This is a genomic window from Luteolibacter arcticus (genome assembly GCF_025950235.1).
GTDB classification, from domain to species: Bacteria; Verrucomicrobiota; Verrucomicrobiia; order Verrucomicrobiales; family Akkermansiaceae; genus Haloferula; species Haloferula arctica.
Genome location: NZ_JAPDDT010000001.1, coordinates 1 through 25533, shown reverse-complemented (window position 1 = coordinate 25533; position 25533 = coordinate 1). Strand labels below are relative to the sequence as shown.

Annotated in this window: 15 protein-coding genes; 4 read left to right on the top strand and 11 right to left on the bottom strand. The window is 62.9% G+C overall.

Annotated elements, in window-relative coordinates; translation table 11 throughout:
• Positions 1-38: 38 nt before the first annotated feature.
• From OKA05_RS00075 to gspG, 6 genes are all read right to left on the bottom strand, one after another.
• Positions 39-1286 carry a hypothetical protein gene (locus tag OKA05_RS00075; RefSeq protein WP_264485036.1) on the bottom strand — a complete coding sequence of 416 codons (1248 nt, stop codon included), beginning with the start codon at positions 1284-1286 and terminating at the stop codon, positions 39-41.
• Positions 1283-2212, bottom strand: a complete 930-nt coding sequence (locus OKA05_RS00070) for a type II secretion system minor pseudopilin (RefSeq protein ID WP_264485035.1) — start codon at positions 2210-2212, stop codon at positions 1283-1285. Before OKA05_RS00070 ends, OKA05_RS00075 begins: the two co-directional genes overlap by 4 nt.
• Entirely contained in the window at positions 2209-3075 is an 867-nt protein-coding gene (locus tag OKA05_RS00065; RefSeq protein WP_264485034.1) for a PulJ/GspJ family protein, read from the bottom strand. The genes OKA05_RS00070 and OKA05_RS00065 overlap by 4 nt, the downstream gene beginning before the upstream one ends.
• Positions 3072-3449, bottom strand: a complete 378-nt coding sequence (locus tag OKA05_RS00060) for a hypothetical protein (protein WP_264485033.1) — start codon at positions 3447-3449, stop codon at positions 3072-3074. Before OKA05_RS00060 ends, OKA05_RS00065 begins: the two co-directional genes overlap by 4 nt.
• A 63-nt stretch (positions 3450-3512) precedes the next feature.
• Positions 3513-4088: a type II secretion system protein gene (locus OKA05_RS00055; RefSeq protein ID WP_264485032.1), complete on the bottom strand. Its 576-nt coding sequence runs from the start codon at positions 4086-4088 to the stop codon at positions 3513-3515.
• A 6-nt stretch (positions 4089-4094) separates the two neighbouring features.
• The gene (gspG, locus tag OKA05_RS00050) at positions 4095-4535 is read right to left on the bottom strand and encodes a type II secretion system major pseudopilin GspG (RefSeq protein WP_264485031.1); all 441 of its coding nucleotides are present in this window, start codon (positions 4533-4535) and stop codon (positions 4095-4097) included.
• Between the two features lie 186 nt (positions 4536-4721).
• Between gspG and msrA the strand changes: the two genes are divergently transcribed.
• Both msrA and OKA05_RS00040 read left to right on the top strand, forming a co-directional pair.
• A complete protein-coding gene (msrA, locus tag OKA05_RS00045; RefSeq protein WP_264485030.1) occupies positions 4722-5354 on the top strand; it encodes a peptide-methionine (S)-S-oxide reductase MsrA in 633 nt (210 codons plus the stop codon).
• A 108-nt stretch (positions 5355-5462) separates the two neighbouring features.
• Positions 5463-7595, top strand: a complete 2133-nt coding sequence (locus OKA05_RS00040) for an AMP-binding protein (protein ID WP_264485029.1) — start codon at positions 5463-5465, stop codon at positions 7593-7595.
• A gap of 219 nt (positions 7596-7814) precedes the next feature.
• On the opposite strand, the gene OKA05_RS00035 is transcribed toward OKA05_RS00040, so the two are convergent.
• From OKA05_RS00035 to OKA05_RS00025, 3 genes are all read right to left on the bottom strand, one after another.
• A complete protein-coding gene (locus OKA05_RS00035) occupies positions 7815-8546 on the bottom strand; it encodes a hypothetical protein (protein ID WP_264485028.1) in 732 nt (243 codons plus the stop codon).
• Between the two features lie 54 nt (positions 8547-8600).
• Positions 8601-11138 (bottom strand): Ig-like domain-containing protein, encoded by a 2538-nt coding sequence (locus OKA05_RS00030; protein WP_264485027.1) that lies wholly within the window; start codon positions 11136-11138, stop codon positions 8601-8603.
• Between the two features lie 490 nt (positions 11139-11628).
• The gene (locus OKA05_RS00025) at positions 11629-12525 is read right to left on the bottom strand and encodes a hypothetical protein (protein WP_264485026.1); all 897 of its coding nucleotides are present in this window, start codon (positions 12523-12525) and stop codon (positions 11629-11631) included.
• Between the two features lie 79 nt (positions 12526-12604).
• Between OKA05_RS00025 and OKA05_RS00020 the strand changes: the two genes are divergently transcribed.
• Together OKA05_RS00020 and gltB are read left to right on the top strand one after the other, a co-directional pair.
• Complete coding sequence (locus OKA05_RS00020) at positions 12605-13459, top strand: alpha/beta hydrolase (RefSeq protein ID WP_264485025.1); 855 nt, start codon at positions 12605-12607, stop codon at positions 13457-13459.
• Between the two features lie 193 nt (positions 13460-13652).
• Entirely contained in the window at positions 13653-18320 is a 4668-nt protein-coding gene (gene gltB / locus OKA05_RS00015; protein WP_264485024.1) for a glutamate synthase large subunit, read from the top strand.
• Between the two features lie 105 nt (positions 18321-18425).
• Here gltB and OKA05_RS00010 read toward each other — a convergent pair whose 3' ends face one another.
• Positions 18426-24392, bottom strand: coding sequence for an alpha-2-macroglobulin family protein (locus OKA05_RS00010; protein WP_264485023.1), 5967 nt, complete (start codon positions 24390-24392; stop codon positions 18426-18428).
• Positions 24393-25397 carry an FAD-dependent oxidoreductase gene (locus tag OKA05_RS00005; protein ID WP_264485966.1) on the bottom strand — a complete coding sequence of 335 codons (1005 nt, stop codon included), beginning with the start codon at positions 25395-25397 and terminating at the stop codon, positions 24393-24395.
• Between the last annotated feature and the right edge of the window lie 136 nt (positions 25398-25533).

Genomic DNA, 25533 nt, shown 5'->3' with positions numbered 1-25533 from the left:
GGAGGGAAATGCCGCCGGGCGGGAATCTTGTCGGTAAATCACGGCGTGAGATTGCTATCCGGGCGGGTGCCGTTGAATCGGAAGGTCCAGCCCTTCGAGCCGCTGCTCGGTGGCGGGGTCTCCCACTTGAACTCCGGCAGGCTACGGGTGAGCGTCACACCGAATTGGCTGGCCGGCCCAGCCTGCAGGGCTTCGCCGTCAAGTTTGATCTCGTTGGCGTTGATCTCCGCGAGCTTGAGGCGCACCACCTGGTTGAGCGGTATCGCCTTGGCCACCCGTGACATCAGTTCCACCGGGGCCTTGTTGCCATCGACCACCAGATCGAGCTCGGACCACATCGCGAGGTGCTTCTCGTAAGCCATGCGGTCGTCCTCGGGCGCGATCGACTCGGCCTCCGCGGTGAGCTTCTTGATCTGGCTATGATCCTTCCACAAGCCGTAGCCAAACCAGCCGCCCACGCCGAGGTAGGCGAGCGCGACCGCCGCGATCGCCGCCACCTTTTGCTGTTGGGACTTGGCGGCACGGCGGGCCGCACGCACGTCGGCTGGCAGCAGCTTGCTGCGCGGTTCCGGCAGCACCGGATCCGGGCGCGGCGTGACCTTGACCGGGACGTGGAATGCATCGGTCAGGCTGCCAGCGCTTCCCGCATCACCCTCCGGCGACCAAACATGGACCGCCTCGGGCTTGATCTGCAGTCCCTGGATCGCCATCTGGCCCAGCGCGAGCTGGATTTCCTTCAGGCAGGCCCCATCGGGTGCCGCCCCACCGCTCGAGGTGGCTTGGGAGTAGAGTAGCTTGCCGTTCCGGAAGATGGCGAAGACCCAGCGGCCGAACTCCATCCATACCGCAATCGCCTCGCCACGCACCGGATAGGCGCGGGCGGAAAGATCGAATTCCTTAGGACTGCGCGGCGGCAGATCGCCATCGCCGGGAGACTTCAGCACCACCCCGAGCAAGGTGGCGGATTCCTCCTCCTTGGTGATCAGGAAGGTATCGGAAAGCTGGCCAGCCATCGGATCGGCACGCACCCCGAGCCGCTCGGCGTGCATCGCCGCCAGATCGTCGAAAAGCGAGTCATCCGCGCTCGATGCCTTGAAGGGCAAGGCGTGAAAGCCCCTCACCGGGAATAGCATGGCGAGGTTCCCGCCCGGCAAATTCGTTAGCTCCGAGGCACGCGCAGGTCCGTCGGCCGATTGCAATACGAAGCCTCCGGTCGTAGCTTGCTTCCAGATTTCCCAGCCCCGCACTCCCGGGACCAGCAGCGACATTTCCTGTTGTTTGCTCAAGGCATCACCTCCTCGGTTCGTTCCAAAACCGCCGGTCTCCCGGTTCGGTTGCGCACGATGACCGTGATTTTCCGCTTCGCCCCGGCGACAGTGCCGATGCTTTCCAAGCGGGTCGTTGTATCGTTCACGGTCATACGGGCGGAAATCTCGGGGCGCACGTTGCCGTCCACGCCCAGAAGCGCAAGCGCTTGTTCGACGGATTGAAACGGCGCGTCGTCGTCGGTATCGCGGATCCCATCGATCCCGCGGACCGTCTCGGGAATCACGTTCGCGTCCTCAGGAGTGATCTCGGCAGCGGCGGCAATCAGTTCGGCCGATGCCTCGTTCAAATCGAGCGCGCCGGAACTCCAGATCGTGAACCAATTCCGCCAGTCCGGCTTCATCGCCTCCACGTAATCCATGCCACGCACCAACCGCACTTCATCGAGGTTGTAGAAGGGCCGGTTGAAGGGCTGGTTAAGCCTGCCTTGTTCCAGATACCAGTCCGACTCCGCGCCATTGAGGCCGACCTCGTCGTTCTGGTCCACCCAGTCCATCAGGCCGTCCACTAGCATCTGGCACTCGTCCAGCGTCAGGCCCCAGTCGCTGAACATCGACTTGAGAAGCTGCTCGTCGCCCCGCAGCAGGATGGCGTTGATATTGAACTTTTCCCCTTCGGAAATGATACGGGCCTCGAAGCCCTCCCCGCTCTCTCCGGAAAATTGCTTGAGCAAGGGATCGGTGCGCTTCACCGCCGGATTCGACGCCACGGCGATGCCCATCTCGGCCAGTTGCCGGGCGCGGAAGCCGTGGATCTGCGATGTCCCGAGATCGACGTCAAACGAGACCACCCGCAAGGTCGCCACCGTCGCCATCGCCAGGATGGCGATAAGCCAGATGACGGCGACGAGGGCTGAGCCGCGTTGTTTGGGAAAAGTAGATTTCATCGATTACCTCCTGGAGGACCCATTCCTCCACCCCCTCCGCCATTCCCACGACCGCCACCGCCCCCTCCGCCATTTCCGCGGCCACCACCATTTCCTCGTCCGCCACCGCCTCCTTCACCTCCATCCGGAACATCAATTTGAATGTCACCGCCTTGGCCGGGTCCTTGTCCTTGCCCTCCGCCCGCTCCTTGCTGCTGGAGTTGGCGCATCATCACCTCGGGATCCTGTTTCGGAGTGATCCAGAAAATCTGCCGCATCGGCGTGCCTTGGTTGCCGAAGGCGATGGTCAGCTCCATCTGCAGCGGCAAGCGCCCGACAAGATCCCAATCATACTGCCACTCCATGGTGCGGCCGTCGAGCACGCGCCATTCAAAGGTGCGGACGCCTTGCAGCAGCACCACCTCCGCGAAGGGTTCCACCTTCACATTGCTCTGGGTGTTGTCGCTGTCCTCGATGATCTCTTCCTCGTAGTAGCGGAGCACGATGTCGAGATAGCCGTCGCGCTTGAGCACCGTGGAAATTTGGACCGCCTTGGCGACCTTCTCGGTCCCGCCCCACGTGAATGCGAGCGGGACGTTCTGCAGCGTGAGATCCGATGTGTAGTGGGAGCCGATGTCCTTCGAGACCAGCTCCATGCGGGTATTCCCCGGCAACGAGCCGAAGCGCCGCGATAGCAGGTCGAAGAACGCGTTCTTCTCGCTCTCCTCGGCTTGGGTTTGGACCACCGCATTGCCGAGCTGGATGTTGGCATTGGCGGACCCGAAGATCATGCCGACCAGCAGCGCCAGCAGCCCCATCGCGATCACCACTTCCAGCAATGTGAAACCTCGGCGACGGGCCGGATATCGGGAGTTGGTATTCATGGCTGGTACAGGCGCGAGTAGCGCCAGGTTTCGGCCAACTGCTCCTGCGGAGCGCCGTTCTCGAACCACCGGGCCGCCACTTCGATGCGATACATTTCCTGAAGCATCTGCCCGTCCTCGTTCTCCATCTCCGGCAGCAGTTCGACGGTCGTCTCGATCTCCATCCCATGCTCCGCCATCTCCTCGACAGCGACGGACGTGGTGCCCTCTTCCAGCACCGGGTAGGACATCGCCTCCGCCAGCGCGCTCTGGAGCAGGCGCGTCGTCGTCAGCTCACGCTGGGTCAGCGTCGCGAGATCGGCGGTCTTCTGCAAGGCGACCGCAAAGGCCGTGGCCGCGATGCCGAAAATCCCGAGCGCCAGGATCACTTCCATCAGGAGGAAACCGCGGGCGGCACGCCGGCGAATCCGCCGGTCTGGCAGGGCACTCTTCATTAGTTAGTAAATCTCTTGGGATTGGTCGCGGATGCCCCCGGTCAGTGGATGAAACTCCGCTTCCAGCCAGCTCCGTTCCATTTGAAACTTCACCCCCACCGGCTCGCAAAAGCCTTCGGGGTCGAATCGCCAGATGTGGCGGTTTTTCGCATCCACCGGCAGCCAAACATCGCTGGCCCAGCGGCGGACGAACATCCGGAGATCTTCGTCCATGGTCCAACTCGCGTGCACCGGATTGAAGGCCGGTGCCGCCGTCGTGCCCTCGGCGATCATCATCTCCTGATGCTCGATCATCCTTTCCCGGTCGCGCGGGTCCATCATTGCCTCGGCCAGCGGCATCAGATTCACCGTCTGTTCGTGGAATTCCAGCGCGTAGGGCCGTTGCTGGAGGGCGGCCAAGGCGCGAGCGCGCTTGGCCATCACCTCGACTTCCACCGAGGACTCGCGCAGCACGCGCTCGTCATCCGACGCGATCATGTATCCCAAGGCCCCGCCGATCATCAGCGCGATCAACACCAGCACGAGAACGATCTCGATGAGCGTGAATCCTTGCGATGGTCGTTGGAGCCCGGCGCGCATCGGAGCTTATTTCGGATCCTGGCTGGAGTAGTCGGTATCGCCGCCTTCGGCACCGTCAGCACCTTTGGAAATGATCTCGAACTCGCTCGGATCCTTGCTGCCCGGGAACTTGTAGCCATACTCGTTGTTCCACGGGTCAAGCGGCACCTTGTCCATGATCCTGGACCAGCGGCGCGGGGCCGGCGTGCCGGATGGCTTGTCCACCAGCGCCTTGAGGCCCTGCTGGGTGGAGGGGTAGCTGCCATTGTTGACCTTGTACATTTTCAGGCCGCTGGAAATCGTGCTGAAGTCGCCGTCCACGCGGCTCACCTTGGCCGACTCGCTGATCTTGCCCATGAACGTGATCGAACCGCCCAGAATCAGGGCGATGATCCCGAGGACGATGACCATTTCAAGCAGGGTGAAACCCGCGCTGGAGCGACGACGGATAACGGATTGGTATTTCATGAGTGATTGGCTTGGGTTGCTGCGAAAACCCTTACGTCCGGGAAAACACCGCGCGATGCAAAAGTTGTCGGAGAATTCTGCCTTTCGCGAAGATGTCGCCGGGAGATCCGTAGGAATCCTCACTTTACCTAGCCCAGTAGCCGCCTAGGGTGCGGAATATCGCCGCAGCATGCGGCTCCCAATGCCATGAAACGCCGCCGTTTGCTCGCGCTCCTGCTTTTCCTGCCCGCCATTGCCTCCTGCGAACCCAAAGAAGCCATGCCTGCCGAAGCCAAACAACCCGCCCCCGCCCCCAAAGTCCCCGAAGGCTCCGAAGTCATCACCCTCGGCGCCGGCTGTTTCTGGTGCGTCGAGGCCGTTTACAAGCAGATCCCGGGCGTGCAAGCCGTCGTCTCCGGCTATATGGGCGGCACCGTGGCAAACCCCACCTACGAGCAGGTTTGCACCGAATCCACCGGCCACGCCGAAGTGGTACAAGTCGTTTACGATCCGAAGAAACTTTCCACGGAGAAGCTCCTCGAGTGGTTCTGGAACCTCCACGACCCCACCACCCTGAACAAGCAGGGCGCGGACGTTGGCACCCAGTATCGCTCCGCCATCTATTACCACACGGACGCCCAGAAGGCGGTGGCGGAGAAATCGAAAAAGGAGGCTCAGCCGGAATTCAAGAACCCGATCGTGACCGAGATCACCAAGGCCAGCGTGTTCTATCCCGCCGAGAACTACCACCAGGACTATTATTTCCAGAACAAGAACAAGAACGGCTACTGCCGCATGGTGATCACGCCGAAGCTTGAGAAGCTGAAACTCGATCACTGAGAACGATGGATGGCGGCGGATTCACCGGGCGCACAAAAAATCCGTGCCTGCCCCGGCCGATACGCTTCAATACGCCGCAAGCGATCCCGCCACGTCTTTCCAGCACTCATGTCCATCCAGATTCTCCACGCCGACCGGATTCCCCCGACCGGATGCCTCGTTATCCCCGGTCGCGTCGGCACGCATGAGCTGCCGCAGCTTGAGAAGCTCTTTTCCGGCCGCCGCATCACCTGGCTGATCGAGGAGAAATCGAAGCTGGATCCGACCACGCAGGCGACCTTGGAGCGGTCAGGTGCCGCCGCGGCCTTCGCCGATGAGGACGATGCCCCCGCCATGGGCGAGCAACTCCGCCCGGCGCTCGAGAACGGCGGCGTGATCGTTTACATCCCCGGACGCGCGGTGTCCCGCAAGGCCATCCCCTGCGTCATCCCGGGCAAGACGCTGCGCACCCTCTGCTCCTTCGGCCTGCCAGTGCTGCCGGTGCTGGTCGACTACCCCCGCGACGCCTGCCTGTCGGTGGAGCGCACCGGGTCGATGCCACAGGTGGTGATCGGCGTTGGCACCCTGCTCACCCCGAAGGAAGCCAGCCCGGCAACCTACCGCGAGCGGCTGCTGGAGCTGGTGGAGGAGTCCTTCTCCCGCCGCCCGCTGCTCAAGTCCTCGCTCGGCATGGCCCTGCTCCACGGCCTCAAGAAGCACTCGCGGAACAAGGTCCACGACGGCTCCGATGACTCCTCGATCGGCTTCGACCGCATCCTCGGTGCCGCCCTCGTTTTCTCGAAGTATCTCAGGGAATCCACCGACAATCCCCGCATCGGCATCATTCTGCCGCCCGGAAAAGCCGGACTCATCGCCAATCTCGCCGCCGTCTTCGCGGGTAAGACCCCGGTGAACTTCAACTTCACCGCCGGCCACGAAGCCGTTCGCTCGGCGATGCGCCAGGCGAAGCTCGACCGCTACATCACCGCCGACCCCTTCGTCAGGAAGCTGGCCTCGTTCCCGTGGCCGCCGAACCGCGACCTGATCTTCATCGAGCGAGCCCTGCCGGGCCTGAAGAAGAAGATCGTGACCTGGACGATCCTCTCGAAGCTCCTGCCCTCGTCGGTCATCGCGCCGCTGTTTGGCATCGGCAAAAAGCGCAACAACGACGAGGCGATCCTGCTGTTCACCTCCGGCTCGTCCGGCGAACCGAAGGGCGTTCCCCTCAGCCATCGCAACGTGCTTGGCAATGTCTGCCAGTTCGGCACCCGCCTCAATCTCGCTCCGGGTGCCGCCATCCTTGGCTGCCTGCCACTTTTCCACTCCTTCGGCTGCACGGTCACGCTGTGGTATCCCATCATCGAGGGCATCGACCTGGTGACCTACCCGAATCCGATGGAAACCAAGCGCCTCGCCGAACTCATCGCGCAGAAGGGCGTCAATGTCCTGCTGGCCACGCCGACCTTCCTGCGCGGCTACATGAAGCGCGTCGAGCCCGAGCAACTCCGCTCCCTGCAGCTCGTGGTCACCGGCGCGGAGAAGCTGCCGGACAATCTGGCACAGTCCTTCGAGGAGCGCTTCGGCATCCCCCCGCAGGAAGGCTATGGCCTTACCGAGACGTCCCCGGCGACCAACGTCAACCTGCCCGATCCGGCTCCCGCCGGCGAAGCGATCGTGATCCCTTCGTCCCGCCGCGGTTCGGTGGGCCAGTTGCTACCCGGCATCGCCCTGCGCCTGACCGACCCTGCAACTGAAAAGCCGCAGCCGGCCGACAAGCAGGGGGTGATCTGGCTCAAGGGCGCCAATATCTTCCCGGGCTATCTCAACAACACCAAGAAGTCGGAGGAAGTCCTCACCAAGGACGGCTGGTTCCGCACCGGCGATGTCGGCCGCATCGATGACGACGGCTTCCTCTACATCGAGGGACGCATCTCCCGCTTCTCCAAGATCGCCGGTGAAATGGTGCCGCACGAAACCGTGGAAGCCGCCATCAACAAGGCGCTCGGCCTGGATGCCGAGGCGGAACGCAAGATCGCCATCGTCGGCATCCCCGATGAGGCAAAGGGCGAAGCCATCGTGCTCCTCTCCACCATCGCCGGCCCGGCCTTGGAACAAGAGTGCATCGACCTCCGTTACAAGCTGATGGACGCCGGCTTCCCCTCCCTGTGGTGCCCCAGGATCATCGTGCCGGTGGAGGAGATTCCCGTGCTCGCCTCCGGCAAGCTCGACCTCAAGGGCTGCGAAGAACTGGCCCGGGGCTGATCATCCAACGTAGGCGCGCTGGTGACAGCGCGGAACGGTCCCTCGAGCCCGGACCACCCCGTGCTTCCGCATTGTCACCAATGCGCCTTCGATGCGAATGCCGAAAGCATCCAACGTAGGCGCGCTGGTAACAGCGCGGAACGGTCCCTCGAGCGCGGACCACCTCGTGCTTCCGCATTGTCACCAATGCGCCTTCGATGCGAATGCCGAAGCCGAAAGCTATTTCTTCGCCGGCTCCATCTTGAACGGCACCACCTCTTCCTTGAGGTCGGTCCAGTAGCGCACCGTCACAGCCAGCTTCTCGCCCTTCGCCTTGTCGAAGTTATAGGTCTTCGCGTCGTTAGACCATGAGCTGCCGTTGCCATCAAGCTTGGCACCGCCGTCGATCACGCTGACCTCCACCACCGCCTGATGATTGCCGGTGATCGTGATGGCCGTGCCATCGCCACCACCGCCAAACAATCCCCCGCCCCCACCCGCGGAAATCTCGAATGGCCCGAGCGGGTGCTTGGTCTTATCCCCGGCCGTCAGCTCGATCTTCTTCTCCTCCGACTTCGATGCCGTGATGGCGGTGACCGTGGCATCCAGCGACGCCCCTTCGATGACGCCGAACAGGTCACCGGGGAACTTCACGCTGAAGCGCCCGACCTTTCCGTCGTCGCTCACCTTGGCAAAGCTCTCCTGTTCCCAGTTGGCCTTCCCACTGCGGGTGCGCGACCATTCCCGGCCGTCGCCGAGCTTGAACGACTTGACCTCCACGGAGTCGTCCTTGAACGCCACCAGATTCTCCCCGCGAACGAGGAACGCCAGCCGCACGCCGGGCTCGTAGCCCATCGGCTTCACGTCGAATGGCACCTCCTCGCCGAGCGGCTTGCCGGTCTGCACCTGCACAAGTGAAACTTCAAGCGGTCCGGCGGTCAGAACGAGCGGCACCAGGGAGAGGGCAATCACGGCTTTCATCAGGGCCAAGCTGCCGATGAAAGCCGGGACTGCCAAGACCAAGCGTCAAGGGATCTGCAGTCGGAAAAAGCCGCTCCTGGATCCTTCGGGGACCACCACTTCCAACTCGATGGAGCCTGTCCCGGGGATGTCGACGGACTGGAGTTCCGCCCACCCGGTCAGGCTCTCCGAATGTTCGAGCGTGTAGCGTTGGCCCGGCACACCCGTCACCCTGAGGATCATCTCCCCTGCGGGTGAGCGGCTCATTGCCAAGCCGGGCACGATCTCCGGGCCTCCCACTTCGGCGGACTTGTCATGGGCCGCGAGGCTGCGGGGAGCGGCGGCCGAGGACCCGATGGTGAGGGTCACGGTCGCCGGTGCCGAATCGACGCTGCCGTCATTGGCCACATACGTGAAGGTAACGGTGCCGGAGAAGGTGGCCGCCGGCTTGAACTTGAGGTTCGCCCCCTTGCCGGTGAGCTTGCCGCTGGCAGGCTTGGATACGACGCGAAAGGTCAGCGCATCGCTGTCGGGATCGGTTCCCCGCAGCGTCACCGCCACCAATTTCTTGGCGGCACCGCTGACACTCTGGGCGATGGCGACCGGTGCCTTGTTGTTGGGATTCACCACCGTGATCGCCACGGTCGCAGGCTTGGACTTCGCTGCTCCATCGGAGGCGGCGAAGGTGAAGCTGTCCTTGCCCTTGAACCCGCTCTTCGGGACATAGACGAAATTCGGGCCGGTGCCGGAGACCGATCCGTTGGCGGGTTGCTTGACCACCACGAAGGACAGCGGGTCGCCATCGGGATCGCTACCGGCCACCACCACGGTTGCCGCGGTATTCTGGGTCGCCGTCGCCGTGCGTGCGGTCGCCACCGGCTTCAGATTCTTCCCCTTCACCTTGAGGTTCACCGTCGCGGCCGGCGAATCGGCCTTCCCGTCATTCACCACATAGGTGAACTGGTCATTGCCGGTCCACTTCGCCTTCGGCGTGTACTTCACGTTCGGCGGCGTGCCGCTCAAGGAGCCGCCGGTGGGTTGGCTGACGATGCGATAAGAGATCGCATCGGCGTCGGCATCGCTGCCTGTGAGGATGACGCTGACGGCTTTGTTCATCATCGTCGCCATCGATTTCCCGTGCGCTTGGGGAGTGCGATTCGAGGTGCCGACGCTGATCGAGACGGTGGCGGCAGGCGAATTCAGCGAGCCGTCGTTCACGCGATAGGTAAAGCTGTCATTGCCAGTGTATCCGGCGGTGGCTGTGTAGGTCAGGTTCGGTGCCGTGCCGCTCAGCGAGCCATTCGCCGGTGGGGCTACGATGGCGTAGGAAAGAGCGCTCCCTTCGATATCATTTCCGGACAGGGCGACCGCCGCTGGCGAGCCCGGAGCTGTCGATACGGTGAGCGGGGTGGCCGTCGGCGCATCGTTGACTGGCGTGATGACGATCACGATCAACGCGTTGCCCGAATTGGCAGTGCCATCATTGACACGGAAGGGAAAGTTGACCGTTCCGCTGAAATTCGCGGCCGGGGTGAAGGTAAGATTGGGAGGTGTGCCGGAAAGCGTTCCGTTTCCTGGCGGGCTCACCACCGCATAGGTCAGCGTGCTGCCTTCCACATCGGAGCCGGTGAAATTGACAGAAATGGGCGTGTCCTCCGCCGTTGTCAGGCTTTGCGGGTTCGCTACGGGGATGTCATTGACGGCAGAGATCGTGATGTTGGCAGTCACGGTCGCCGACGTCGACGCCCCGTCGCTGACCCGGTAGGTGAAGCTGTCGCTTCCGTTGAGATTCGCCGCCGGGCGATAGGTGAAATTCGGGGCACTACCGGTTAGCGTGCCTTTGGTCGGGGCGGTGACGATCGAGTAGATCAGCGTGTCGCCATCCGGATCGCTGCCGGTCAGGGTCGCTGCCACCTGGCCATCCTCCTGGACGGTGAAGGTTTTCGCATCCGCTGACGGCTGATCATTCATCGGGAGGATCGTGATGCTCACCGTCGCGGTCGCGGAATTCACCGCGCCATCATTCGCCCGGTAGGTAAAGCTGTCGCTGCCGCTCACGTTTGCGGCCGGGCGGTAGATCAGGTTTGGCGCGGTGCCGGACAGCGTGCCTTTGGCCGGTGCCGAGACGATGCTGTAAGTCAGGAGGTCACCCTCCCCGTCGGTGCCGCCGAGCGTCGCGAAGTTCTGGCTATCCTCCGCCACGGTGACGGAAAAAGACGTGGCAGACGGTGCGGTATTCGGCGCGCCCGGAACGGTGTAAGTGACCTCTGAGGAGGCCGGGCTGAACTGCCCCGCGGAATTGTAGGCGACCACCGTGAAATAGTAGGTCGTTCCTTGGTTCAGACCATTGGCCGTGGCTGAAGTCGCCGCTCCAGCATCGACCACACTCGGGTAATTCCCCGGGGTCAGGCCATACTGCAGGCGATAACCGGCAATATTCGTCTCGGGATTCGGATCCCAGGCCAAGGACACGGAATTGGTTCCGGCGGCAAAGGCGCTTCCAGCGAGACTGACGACCGCTGCGCAGACAGCGGCGATGGATTTCAGAAGGTTCTGGGCGAGGGGGTGATGGGTTTGGCTATTGGTGGCGACCAAATGGTTCATCGTTCTGGCGGTAGGTGTGCGGTTTCACGAGGCGCGTCCCTTGGCGGGATCGCGGGGGGCAGGCGAAACACAACCTGCGACGGGCTCCTGCCGGGCAGGTGACCCGCCACTCCGGGGGAATCGGAGCGCTTTGGTTGCGATCTCTGAAAGCTGCGGGGATCGGCTTTTGCCCGCTTGATCGCCACCCCATGGGTCCTCACAAAACCGACACACGCGGGGGCGCTGAACGGCTTTGCTCCGGAGGAAATCATGGAGGCTGGGGCGATGATGCCGGGGCTTTTCATGGAACCGATCCATCGGGTCAAATCCCGTTAGAAGCTTTGACCTTTGCGGCATCCTAAAAGATCCACAAACCTTAACAAGCAAATCTGTGAATAAGATTTGAACGCGGTTGATTTACAACTGTCGCCGCAGAAATCCTTTTGTGAATAAGGATTCCAAAATCACACTAAGCTCCCAAAAATAAAAATATTTACCTTAATAAGGTAAATTATCTGGAAGACTTAACTAATTTCGCCGCCGTTGCCGCGTCCACCACGAAGCTTCCCGTGCCAAAACCCTTCACCGGCTCACCTTCGTTCACCTGATACTCGAAGGCCTTGATCGGCTTCGTTCCGTCGATCTCGGACATCAGATAAACCCGGATCGCCAGCGCCTCCTTCCCCGTCCCCCCTTCCAGGCCTTTGATCGTGTAGGTCACCGAGTTGGTGCCATCATTCGCCCCGCCAAGCACGATCTCGGCTTGCTTGTCGTTCACAAAACGATGGCGGCTCGGTTGGTTCACCTGCACCTGCACTTCGCGCCCCGGGCAAAAGACGTAAACCTTGGCGATGTATTTCGCCGGACCCACGGCGGGAGGAGTCGGCGGCACCGTCCCGCTCGCTTGAAAGTCAGGTGTCTCGGCGACGTACTTGAGATTGCCCGCCGCGAGTTCCGCCCGGACTTCCGGCAAAGCCACCAGATTGACGAAATCGGCGCGGTCATAGCGCCAACCGCCCGCGTTCACAAAGGAGACGACGAAGACATTGTCAGTAGGCTCGCCACCCACGCCGAAATTGACCTTCCCGAAGAAGGCGGCCTTGGCGGTCGAGCCCTTCTGCGACAAGTGGATCATTTTCAGGCCGTCCAGCGGCGGCGGCGGGGCTGGAACGTCGAAGATCGAAGCGGGAAAAGCCCGCTTCTCCGAGACGATGCGATTGCGCGTATCGACCTGCCGGTGGGGTGCCGTGACCCGTTGCCATGCCGGGTAGTCCTTGCGCAGCATTGCGTTGCGCCAGGTGCCGTAGGTGGTCACGAGCGCCTTGCCGGTATCGGCAGCGGCGGGAGCTTGGGCCAGCGCTGTGGCGGGCATCAGCAGCGCGGCGAAAAGGGCGAGGATGCGTGTCATCGGTGAAATGGATTGGACAAGCCGTCCGCGGACATAACAAATCTTTTCGCACGCCGATCCCCTCCCTTTCCGCCCCTCGATGAGTCTGCTCCAAAAAACCCCGCTGATCGGCCAAGCACGGCAGCGGGAGATGCTGAAGTCGGCCACCACCTTCACTTACTCCGAGACTCCGGAAGGTCCGCTGCAGGCCCACTTCTTCACGCCCGAGGGCTTCGAGCCCGGCGACAAGCGACCGCTGATCATCTTCCTCCATGGCGGCTTCTGGGAGACGCCGATGGCTACCCAGTTCGTCCCGCACTGCCTGCACTTCGCCCAACGCGGCGCGGTGACCGTGACGGTGGAAACCCGCGTCGGCTCGGTCCACCGCACCGGCCCGGTCGAAACGCTGGAGGACCTGAAAACTTTCCTCAATTGGGTAAAGGGCTACGAGCCGCACTTCGGCGTGGATTCCTCGAAGGTCATCCTCGCGGGAGCTGCGGGCGGTGCCTTCACCGTCCTGGCGATGACGCTGCCGAAGCCCGCCAAGAACGAGGCTCCGCCCGTTTACGAGCCCGCGGCCCTGCTGCTGTTCAGCACCCTGCTCGATCCGATCGTGCGGCCGTTGCTCGACCGTTTCCCGGACCACGCCACCGCCAAGCGGCTGAGCCCGATCAAGTCGGTGCGCCGCAAGGCCCCGCCGATGATCCTTTTCCACGGCAAGAAGGACCGCCTCACGCCCTTCGCCACGGTGGAAAAGTTCTACAAGTCGATGCGCTGGCGGCGGAACAAGATCGAGCTCGTGGAATACGAGAACGCTGATCACGCATTCTTCAATTTCAACGTCTCCGACCAGCACTACGAGTGGAGCGTGATGGCCGCCGACCGGTTCTTGGTGGACATGAAGATCCTCCCGCCGCCTCCGATCATCGAGGAAGGCATCGTCGAGCCCGAGTGAATCATCCGCACACTCCGTGTGCGGCGAACGCCCCTTGACGAAACCCGTCGTTTCGCGCGCTCGATTCGGTCAATGGGGCACAATTCCTGCTTGGCACTCACCGGAAGCTGCCTTTTATTCCCCGCCCCGCGGGCAACCCCGCACTGACACCGGCGCGGATCCGCGGGACTAGGCTCTTTTGCCATTCCCTGCGATGAATCCCTATTACCATCCGAGCACGCCGCTGGTTGCTGGTTCCCTCCACAACCTCTCTGCCGAACGCGACAATTGCGGCATGGGCGCCATCGCCCACATCCATGGGAAACGGTCGTTCGAGATCATCGACATGGCCCTCACGTCGGTCTGCAACATGACCCACCGCGGCGCGGTCGATGCCGACATGAAGACCGGCGACGGCTCCGGCATCCTTTCCCAGATCCCCTACCCGATCTTCCTCAAGGCCGCCGAGAAGCTCGGCACCAAGCTGGAGAACGAAGGCGACCTCGCGGTGGCGGTGTTCTTCCTGCCGCTCAACGACGCCGCCGGCCAGAAGCAGCTGAAGTCACTGGCCGAGGAGGTGGTGGCAAAGCGCGGCATCACCGTGATCGGATGGCGCGAGGCACCGGTGAATCCGGACGCGCTCGGCAAGATCGCCTTGGTGAGTCGCCCGCACATCGAGCACCTGCTCATGAAGAAGCCCGCAGGTTGGGATGGCGATCATTTCGAACGCCAACTCTTCCTTTGCCGCCGTGCGATCGAACGGCAGACCAAGGGCATCAACGGCTTCTACATGCCGACCTTCTCGAGCCGCCTGATCTCCTACAAGGGCCTCGCCATGCCGGCCGCGCTGCGGGCCTTCTACGGCGACTTGCAGGACTCGGATTTCCAGACCGCGATCTCGCTGTATCACCAGCGCTTCTCGACCAACACCTTCCCGGCGTGGCCGCTCGGCCAACCGTTCCGAATGATGTGCCACAACGGCGAGATCAACACCGTGGAAGGCAACCGCAACTGGATGGCCTCCCGCGAGGAGTTCTTCTCGAACCCGATCTGGGGTGACGACATCGCGCTCCTGCACGACCTGATGAACGAGCACGAGTCGGACTCCGCCTCGCTCGACCACGCGCTGGAGGTGCTGGTGCTGTCGGGTCGCTCGCTCGAGCACGCGATGTGCATGCTGGTGCCGCCCGCTTATCGGAATGACGAAGACATCTCCGACGACCTGCGCGCCTTCTACCAATACATCCGCTCCTTCTCCGAGCCGTGGGACGGCCCGGCGGGCTTGGTCTACACCGATGGCACCAAGCTCTGCGCATCGCTCGACCGCAATGGCCTGCGCCCGTCGCGCTACAAGATCACGGAAGACGGCCTGCTCTACATCGGCTCCGAAGCCGGTGCGGTCGTCATCGACGACGCCAAGGTGATCCGCAAGGGCCGTCTCGGTCCCGGCCAGATGTTCTCCGTCGACACCTCGAATGGCACGGTCCGCAATGATCGCGAGGTCAAGGAAGCGCTCGCCAAGCAGAAGCCGTATCGCCAGTGGATCGACGAGAACCGCCTCGAGCTGCGCAAGTTCTGCTCGCCGGATGCGCTCGCGCCGACCGAGGACTTCGCGCCCCTGGAACTTTCCCGCCAACAGGTGACCCACGGCATCTCGCTGGAGGAACTCGACATGGTCTTCCCGCCGATGCTCAAGGGCGCGCAGGAAGCCGTGTTCTCGATGGGCGATGACATCCCGCTCGCCGTGCTTTCGACCTACCCGCGCCTGCTCTTCACCTACTTCAAGCAGCGCTTCGCGCAGGTGACCAATCCGCCGATCGACCCGATCCGCGAGTGGGCCGTCATGAGCGCCTCTGCCGGCCTCGGTCCGGAGCGCAACCTGCTGGAGGAAACTCCGGAGCACTGCCGCATCATCAATCTCGAGTCCGCGATCCTGTTCGAGCATCAGCTCGATCGCCTGAAGCACCTCGACGAGCACGGTTTCCCGTCCGCAGTCCTCGACATCACTTGGCCCGCCTCTGCTGGCAATGACGGCCTCAAGGTCCGCCTCGACGAGCTTTGCCAGGAAGTCGAAGCCGCCGTTGATCGTGGCGTCAGCATCGTCATCCTCTCGGACCGCGGTGCTTCCGCGACTCGCGTGCCGATCCCGTCGATCCTTGCGACGGGTACCGTCCATCATCACCTCAATCGCGTCCGCAAGCGGATGCGTTGCTCGCTGGTGCTGGAGTCGGGCGAAATCCGCGACACCCACCAGGTCTCGTGCGCGTTCGGATTCGGCGCCACCGCTCTTTGCCCCTACCTTGGTTTTGCTACCGTGCGCCAGCTCGTCGCCGCCGATGCCGGCATGGGCAAGCTCGAGGGAATCAGCCTTGAGAAGGCCATGGCCAACTACGCCAAGGCGCTCGAAAAGGGCGTGCTCAAGATCATGTCGAAGATGGGCATCTCGGTGCTCAACTCCTACCAAGGCGCGCAGATCTTCGAAGCCATCGGCGTCGGCAAGGAAGTCGTCGAGTTCTCCTTCACCGGCGTCCAGTCGAAGATCGGCGGCATCGGCTTCACGGAGATCGCCGAGGAGTCGCTGATCCGCCACAAGGCCGCCTTTGAAACCCTCGTCCCGAAGGGCGAGACGCTCAACCTCGGCGACCCGGGCTACAACCGCTTCCGCAAGTCCGGCGAACGCCACGCGTGGACCACCGACGTCATCAAGAACTTCCACACCTTCGTGAAGAGCGGCAAGGCCGAGGACTACGAAGACTACGTGAAGGTCCAGCTCGAGACCACGCCGGTCGCCATCAAGGACCTTTTCGAGTTCGTCCCCGCTGCCTCGGGAGCGATCTCCGTGGACGAGGTGGAGTCGGTCGAAAGCATCCGCCGCCGTTTCACTACCGCCGCGATGTCGCTCGGCGCGCTTTCTCCGGAAGCCCACGAGACGCTGGCGATCGCGATGAACCGCATTGGCGGCAAGTCCGACTCCGGCGAAGGCGGCGAAGACCCGGTGCGTTACAAGCCCTACGCGAATGGCGACTTCGCCCGCTCGTGGATCAAGCAGGTTGCGTCCGGCCGCTTCGGCGTCTCGGCCTACTATCTGGTCAATGCCGACGAGCTCGAAATCAAGATGGCCCAGGGAGCCAAGCCCGGCGAGGGCGGCCAGCTTCCCGGCCAGAAGGTCAATGCGCTCATCGCCCGCCTGCGCCACACGCAGCCCGGCGTGCAGCTCATCTCGCCGCCGCCTCACCACGATATCTACAGTATCGAGGACCTCGCGCAGCTCATTCACGACCTCAAGGAAGTGAACCCGCGCGCCCGTGTTACCGTCAAGCTTGTCGCCGAAACCGGCGTCGGCACGGTCGCCGCCGGCGTCGCCAAGGCCAGCGCGGACACCATCCTGATCTCCGGTCACGACGGTGGCACCGGTGCCTCGCCGCTGTCCTCGACCAAGCACGCCGGTTCACCATGGGAACTCGGCCTGTCCGAGGCCCAGCAAACGCTGCTCATCAATAATCTCCGCAGCCGCGTCATCCTCCGCACCGACGGGGGCATGCGCAACGGCAAGGACATCGTCATGGCCGCCATCCTCGGTGCCGAGGAATACAACTTCGGCACCATCGCGATGATCGCGATGGGTTGCGTCTATGTCCGCAAGTGCCACTTGAACAACTGCCCGGTCGGCATTGCCACCACCGATCCGAAGTTCCGCGCCAAGTTCAAGGGCACCCCGGAAATGGTCATCAACTTCTTCAACGGTGTCGCCCACGAAGCCCGCGAGATCATGGCCAAGCTCGGCGTCCGCACGCTCGATGAACTCATCGGCCGCCCCGAATACCTCAAGCAGCGCCAGGTTCCCGGCCACCCGAAGGCAAACCTCATCGACCTCGGTGCCGTGCTCAAAGACGTGATCCCCGATCTCGCCAAGCACAACAACGTTCCGCCCGAGTCGATCTCGCGCGTCTGCGCCCAGGATCGCAACGACGGCATTTCCAAGCCACCGCTCGACCTCGAGATCCTGCGCGATCTCGCCAAGGCGCTCGGCACCGGTGAGATCCCCGCCGACGCACCGGAATACGGCAGGGATTCCACGCCGGACGCCATCGCCGCCGCGATCAAAGTCCTGCCCGATCGCGCGCCGGTCGAGCTGAGCTACAACATCGTCAACACCGACCGCAACATCGGCACCCGCCTCTCCGGCCGCATCGCCGAGATCCACGGCGACCGCGGTTTCAACGGCCACACCGCCGTCACGCTCAAGCTGAATGGCTCGGCCGGTCAATCGCTCGGCACCTTCCTCGTCTCCGGCGTGAAGATCGAGCTGACCGGTGAAGCCAACGACTACACCGGCAAGGGCATGGCCGCCGGCGAGATCGTCGTGAAGGTGTCACCCGACGCGAAGTTCAACCCCGCCACCAACACCATCCTCGGAAACACCTCGCTCTATGGTGCCACCGGCGGTGCCCTCTATGGCAATGGCCGCGCCGGCGAACGCTTCGCCGTCCGCAACTCCGGTGCCACCGCGGTCGTCGAAGGCGTGGGAGACCACGGCTGCGAATACATGACCAATGGCAACGTCGTGATTCTCGGCAAGACCGGGAAGAACTTCGGCGCCGGCATGTCCGGCGGCACCGCCTACGTCTATGACGTCGACGGCCGGTTCTACTCCCGCATCAATCCGGAAATGGTCGTGCCGCTCCCGGTCCGCCGTGCGGAAGACATCGCCGATCTGAAGAAGCTGATCACCGATCACGCCGAGAAGACCGGCAGCCCGCACGCCAAGGCCCTGATCGCCGATTGGGATAACAGCCTGAAAAAGTTCGTCCGCGTGATCGCCAAGGAACGCGCCGCCCTCGAAGCCGCCGAAGAAGCCCACGAGGCCGCCTCCACACGCTGACCATGGCGGCGGCATCCTGCCGCAAGCCTTCCTTCGAAAAGCTCCGGATGTCTGCCAAGGCATCCGGAGTTTCTGTTTGCATGTCCCCCTTTCCGGAAGCTGCCGCTACTCGATCTCGATCACGCGCATCCCGTCCTGGCCGAAGACCTCAGGCAGATACATGCACTCCGCCCGCGCCGGGAGCGCCACCGCCTTCCCCGGCGTGACCGCGCGCAGGTAATAGCTCTGCTCCTCAACCCAGCCGGTGAGGCGGGAAATGAAGAAGTGGCTCTCGCCGGTGCGATTCTCCCGATAGGCACCCCGCTCATATCCGCTCAAGGGCACCAGTGGCTCCAGCCCCGCCGGCAGCGGGTCACGCAGGTGGACATGGTTCATCGCACCGTCCCCATGGACCTTCAGCGTCACTTCAACCAGCTCTCCCACCCGCAGCTTTCCGCCTTCCTCCAGGCGGCTCTTCTTCCCGCTCGCATCCACACGGAAGTACTCCCGCTCCACCCGCAGCCCGCGGTCCATCGCCGCCATCCGCGAGGGCAATGCCGAATCGTAGGTGACCACTGACGACAGCATCAACGGCTTGTTCCCCGGGCGACTCGCCACCACCGGAAGCGAACTTCCGGCCTCAATCTCCTTTCCCACCGGAATCTCGAGCGTCGCTCTCCACAGGTTCTCAGCTTGCAAGGCGACCACCCGCTCCTGGCCTGCGGCGCTCACTTTCACCTCGATATCCTCGCCCGTCATAAAGCCTGCCTCACGGGAGGCAACCGCAGCTTCGATGATCGCCTCCACGCACAGCGCCGAGTTCTTGGTGCTGCTCCAGCGAATGCAATCCACGCGTGCATCTAACAATTTCCGGATCTCCCGCCCGATCTCGGCTTCTCCGCCCCCGGCTTTCACCAGCAGCTTCAGATACCACGCCCGCTGCTCCACCGATTCCTCCCACCACCCGAGGCCTCCTTTCTTCTCCTCCGTCATCCGGGGCCGGATGGTTTCTAACAGCCCGTCGAAATCCTCCTTCGAGGTGGACGGATCCAAGGCCAGGGCAAGATGGATCAAGCCGGTGAGAGGCAGTTCCTTTTCGGCCGCCAGCAGGGCCTTCATCAAATCGGCATGCCCCTTCTCGCCCGCCTCGCTCAATGCGTAGGCCACCCACGCGTCCAGCGCTTCGGCCCTGCGCGGATCCGCGGCGAGAACATTCGCCCGGCGCATCGACCAACCTCTTAGCCACGAAACACCCTGCTCCACCGGGTCGCGTTCCCGCTTGAATCCCAGCTTCCTCGCCTTCGCAAGTCCACGCACCGCAAGCGCCGTCATGTAGGGCGAACTCTCGGCATCGTCCGGAGAGAACCATCCCCACGCGCCATGGTCTCCTTGCAAATCGGCAAGTCGCGCCAAGCCGACATGGATCATGTCCCTGACCTTTTCTTCACTGAGATCCACGGGCTTCACCTCCAAGCCCACCCGTCCGCTCGCCCAGCCAAGCGCCGAATCGTGGTCCACCAGAATCTGCCGCATCGACTTCCAATCGAGCCCCAGCTTGCCCGCGGATTGCCAGGCGATCAGCGTCGGCAGAAAACGGTTCATCGTCTGCTCGGTGCATCCATAGGGATATGCCACCAGATCCGGCAGCACCGCCAAGGCACTGGCCGCCGGGTTCGCCTCCACCCGGACTTGAATCGAAGCACCCGCCGCCACCGCCTCGTCGAATGCCAAGACCGCCCGCGCCTCCGGCTCATCAGTTCCCATCTCGTCTTGAGCCGAGACCGTCACCTCAGCCAACCGCGGCCCTACCGGCAGCGGCACCTCCGCACCATCGGAAAGCGTTCCATCGGCACTCCGCGCACGAAACCGGAATGGCATCGGCCCCGCCCGGTCCAAGGTCACGTCCCACGTCACGTGCGCCTCTTCTCTCGCCGCCAGCGTCACCTTGCGTGCCGGGCTGGCCGTCTCACCCGCCTCCATGGTGACGTGGATCTCCTGCTCCCTGTCCGTCGAGTTCGTCACCATCGCGCCCACCTCCAGCGCATCACCCACCACAGCCGCCTGCGGCAAAAGCGGACGCAGCAAGAGCGGCTTGGAAACCGCGATCTCCAGGTCGGCATCTCCATACTGCCGCCCCTTACCGAAGGCCCATGTCTGGACCCGCCAGCTCGTTGGATTGTCGGGAAGATCGAAGGCGATCTTCGCCTTGCCGCTACCATCGGTCTTCAGTGCCGCCCCCCAGTAAGCCCGGTCCGTGAAGTTCTTCCGCAGCTTGACACCGCTTGCGCCCGCCTTTTCCTCATCGCTCAAAGCCACCTCCTGCCCTCGGATCCGCGCATACAATCCCGGAGTGCCCGGCGTCATCGGGAATGACGAGAAAGTATCCGAACTCCCGATGCTGTTTGGCAGCTCCGGCGGCTCGTAGCCGACCCAGAGGTCGAGCCCGACCCGCTCGAACCTGCTCGTCGCTTGCCTCCGCGCATCACCAATCAGGTCGCCCCGCTCGAAGAAGCAGCCCGGCTGATAGAGTTCCACGAATGCGGACTCGCCCCGCCAGTCGTCGTCTTGGGTCGAGTAGGGGCCGTCCGCTTCGTAGAATTCATCGCGCATCGTCGACCCTGCCTTCCGCAAGCGACCGCCGAGATCTTCCAGAGCCCGGTCGTAGGCGGTGACGGCCAATGAAGCTCCGGCGGATTTCCCCGATGCATCCGTCACCCCGATCTCCACTTCCGCCCGCTCTGCCGGCTCCCGCTTTCCGGGTTCGAGCTCCATGGCCACCGTCAATTTCGTCTCCACGGGCGGCATCACGATCCGGCAGGTCGTGGTCTTCATGCGACCCTTGGTCACGGTTCCCCCTGTTAGGAAAAAGTTCGGCACGCCGGCAGCACTGAGAGGGATCTTGACCACCGCCATGTGTTCCCGGCTCTCAACCAGCCGCGGCGTCCTTCTCCGTCCGTCCGGCATCTGCTCGAAGAACCAGACCAGCGCCTCGGCATTCTCGGTCAGCACCAGGACTTCCAGCTCCTCTCCCGGCGCGCCCACCGACTTCGCGGGGATGATTTCAATGCCATCGATGGGCCCCGCGCCATTGCCAACCACTTGCAGGACGAAGCCCCGCTGTCCTCCACCCGACCGGAACAAGCATCGATATCTTCCCGCACCCGGCGGCGTGAAATTGACCTTTGCCATTCCGTCGGCACCCGTCGCCACCTCGAAGGTGGCCACCTGCTTGAAGCCGCTCTTTCCCTCGATGGCCTCCACCACGAATGACCCCTTGGCCGCCACCGGCTTAGACTCGGTCGAGCAAGTCCACAGGGTCACATCAACCCGCTCGCCCGGGCGATAGAATCCCTTCTCTGGCTGCGCGAATACCTCATTCGTCCGCTTCGTGTGATAGAACGCCGATTCGCCACCGACACTCCGGCCCGTGAATTCCTGCACGCCCACGCGAACGGAACAGTCGTAGTCGATCCGGTCGAGATGAGGGAGGTCCTTGGCAAAGACCAGCTTCACCTTCCCATCGCTGTCAGTCACCCCGGTGGCCTCCAGCAGGGTTTCATGATTCCACGGGAAGTCGTCATCGTCCTCACCATGGAGGTTCCTGCGAATCCCCCACTTCTTCCACCCGTCGCACCATTTCGCATCGGCCGGACTCCAGTGGTATCCCCCTCCATACAGGTCATCCCACTCCGCGGGCGGCGTGACCTCGATGATCCCGGGAGACGCGGTGAGACGGGCTTTCACCGCCGCACCCTTCACCGGTTCGCCCGAGAGGTACGTCGCCTTCACCGTTGCCGACAGTTCGTCCCCTCCCCGCCCGGCATCCGTGTCCACCTCCACCTGGAAATCCGGCTTGCGAAACTCACCGACACGGATCCCCCACCTCTGGTCATCCAGGTTTTCCCACGTGACCTCACTCGCTTTGCCCGTGCCAAAGGGATCGTTTAAGTAAGAGAGATCCACTTTGCAATCTCCCAGCACCATCTCAGCGGGCAGATGGAAGCCTCCTTGAAACCCGCCGAACTCGTCCAAAGGCACCTCGACTTCATGGATCACCTGCCCGGCCGGATCGATGACCTTCACTTTCACCCGGGTGCCTTCATCCAGGTTCCCGGAAGATGCCCCACGCCAATTCGGTCGCCTCAGCCACCCCGCGTAGTCCACTTTCTGGCCCGGCCGGTAGAGCGGTTGGTTGGTGACCAGCAGGGATCGCACTTCCTCTTCATCCCTCTTCCCTAGGGTTGCGCCGGAGACCCATAGAAGTTCGACCGGTTCACCCGCCCGATGCACCAGCACGCCCTCGGTTGCATCCAGTCCCAGCAGATAGCCGGTGTGATCTGAAATCGCATCCTCCCAGCCCCGCACCGAGGTCGCCATCGCGCCCTCCACCGGCTTGCCTGTTATCGCATCTATCAAAAACAAGTTCGGCTCTCTACCGGTCCCCTCGAATGGATCGCGCTCGTGTTCTCGTTCCAATCCGACGCTCAGGATGAGAGTCCGCGACACCCGCAGCTCCACCCCCTTCCAGGACTCTCCGATCTTCGCCGTGACCATGTAGTAGCCTGTTTCTGAAGTGGGCACCTTGAGGGTGCTGACCGACTGCATGTGATTGCCTCTCTTCTGGATCGGAGACGTCCACCCCGCGACCTTCGTGAAGAAAGGACGATACTCGCCGAACCGTTTCGCATCCATCTCCCAGGTACCCGAGCTCTCGAGCCGAACGGTTTGTCCTCCGTCTTCCTTAGCGAATTTCTCCGCATCCAGCTTCCACAGTTCGAACTGCTGCTCGCCGATCTCGCGCGAGAGGAATTCCACCGTCACTTCCTCGCCGGTCACTAAAGGACCAGCCTCGAGAAAGCGCCCTTCCGGGCCGATCCCTGCGATCAGCCCTTGAGCCACCTCATTCTCCGGCTCCCGTTTGAGCGCCTGTCTCGCCACTTCCTCCGCTTGATCGAACTGCCATCGGTCCGTGAGAGCCTCCACCAAATCGCTCACCGCCTCCTGCCAGACTTCTTCCGGAGTCGTCGCGTCTCCGGCCAATTCCCGCAGCGTCGCGAGGTAGCGGCTTCCGTCGGGAATAGTCCGCCGTTCCACGCCCTTGGGCCCGATCACGAAGGTCTCCTCGTCCTTCAGGGTGTGCAGCTCGAATTCTCCTTTCGCCTGGAGATCTCCCGCGGTCTCCGTGCCGTCGATGTAGGCAAATCCGGCATACGCCAGGTTCGCCACGCCGAGCAATTCATGCCACATCCGCGCCAGCTTCAATTTCGCCTCGGGAGCCTGCTTCGGTGACAGCCGCTTCGCCTCGCTCGATAACCAGAAGACGCGCTCATAGTCGGTTAGAGCGTCTTCAAATCGCGCCCTCAGAACCGGCAATCGCCACCCGCCGTCTTCACCGATCACGGGCGATCGACCGTCCACCAGGTATTTTCCGGCTTCCCAGCCCCAGCGGCCGGCATCCCACTTGTCGGTAATCTCCGGCACGAGGCGCAGATCCGTCAACTGCGCCACCTCGGCCCCCGCCCCAAGATCGAAGGTATCCGCGAATTTCACGTAAATGGCCGCCAGTTCCTCCGGCTTCGAGGTCATCTCCATGGCCTTCAGAAAGGCTTGTCTGGCCCTCGAGGTGTCCGATGCGCGGGGATTGTAGCGCCCACCACTGCCACGAACGAATGAGCCATCCACCATGTCCCCGTATCCCCTCAAGCTGGAAAGCAGGTCGCCCGTCTCCATCCATGCCCACCATTGGTCGCCGGACTCCTTCTCCAGTCGCGCCAGAAACCGGTCGGCCCATTTTTCCAGCTCCCGCTCGTAGGTCCTTCCCGATTCCGTCAGCACCCACACCGCTTCCCGCGCGCGGATCTCCCTCTGCTCGTTGCCGAGGTCCTTCTCAAAGACCCACGCTTCCATTTGGAGATAGTCCGGCTCGCAATTGAGCTTCCCCAGCCTGTCATGGAAATCCCGGGCCCGATCCGACACTTCTTGGGCGAAAGCTCCGCCGCCTCCCCAGGCGCTCACCAGGCACAGCACGAGCAACAGCAGTTTCCTCATCATCTTCATCCAATCCCGACTGGACGCAGGAGCGAGGGAATTCATTCACCCGAATCTTGCAAATCTCCAAGCTCCCGCCTCCGGATGCGCCCGTCCGTCGCGGGCCATCGCCACCGCCAGTTCCCCCAGCAGCGCGGAGAACTTGAATCCGTGGCCGCTACAGCCGGAGCAAACAATCTGCCGTTGCGAGCCGGGCACAAAGTCCAGGATGAAGCGCTCGTCCGGAGTGACGGTATAGAGACAGGCCTTCGCGGAAATGATTTCGCCCGAAAGTCCCGCAATGTGGTTTCGCGCGTGAGCTCGAACCGAGTCCGCGAGTTCGTCCATCACCGGGCGATCGGGCGCAGCGGGATCGAATTCCGGTCCGCCATGATGACAGGCGACCTTGATTCCCGGAAGCACGCCATCCGACGGAAATCCGTAGTGGTCCGTGGGATGATGAATCCACACCGGGAACTGGCCGGGAGCGAAGCGCTCTTCGCTCTCCACTCCCGAGTAAGTCGTCTGCCTCAGCATCACCTGCAACGGCAATTGCAATCCCGGCAACAGCTTCCCCATCCACGGCCCCGCCGTCACCACCACCGCATCGAAACGCTCGATCCCATGATCCGTGATGACGCTCACTCCCCCGCCCGTCTCAGTAATTTCGATCACCTTGCGTCCCTCATGAACCACCGCCCCGAGCTTCTGCGCGGCATCCACTTGCGATCGTAGGCAACGGTCCGCCCGCAGAAATCCAGAGTCCGCCTGATAGATCCCCACGACTCCCTTCCCGATATCGAGCGCAGGAAAACGCTCCGCCACCGCCTCTCGCGAAAGGAGATCATGAGCGATCCCGCAGTCCACCAGCGCATCACGAGTCGCCCGAAGCGTCGCATCATTCTCCGGCCCGAAGGTTAGACCGCCACACTTCACAAACAGCTCCTCGCCCGTGAGATCCTCGACCCGCGACCACGCGTCGTAAGCCGCGGCCATCCAGCGGGAGTGAAACACGTCCGGATACGTGCGCCGGATCAAACGGCTTGCGCCATGAGAGGCTGTCTGAAAAATGCTCAGGCCGCGATTCTGGCGAGCATGCGCTTGGTCATGGAGAGATAGATTAGCGCTTCGGAGTGTTCGATCCGGACTTCATGGTCGCGGATCAACCGGCGGGATTGGACCAGCCAGCCAAAGGTCCGTTCCACGA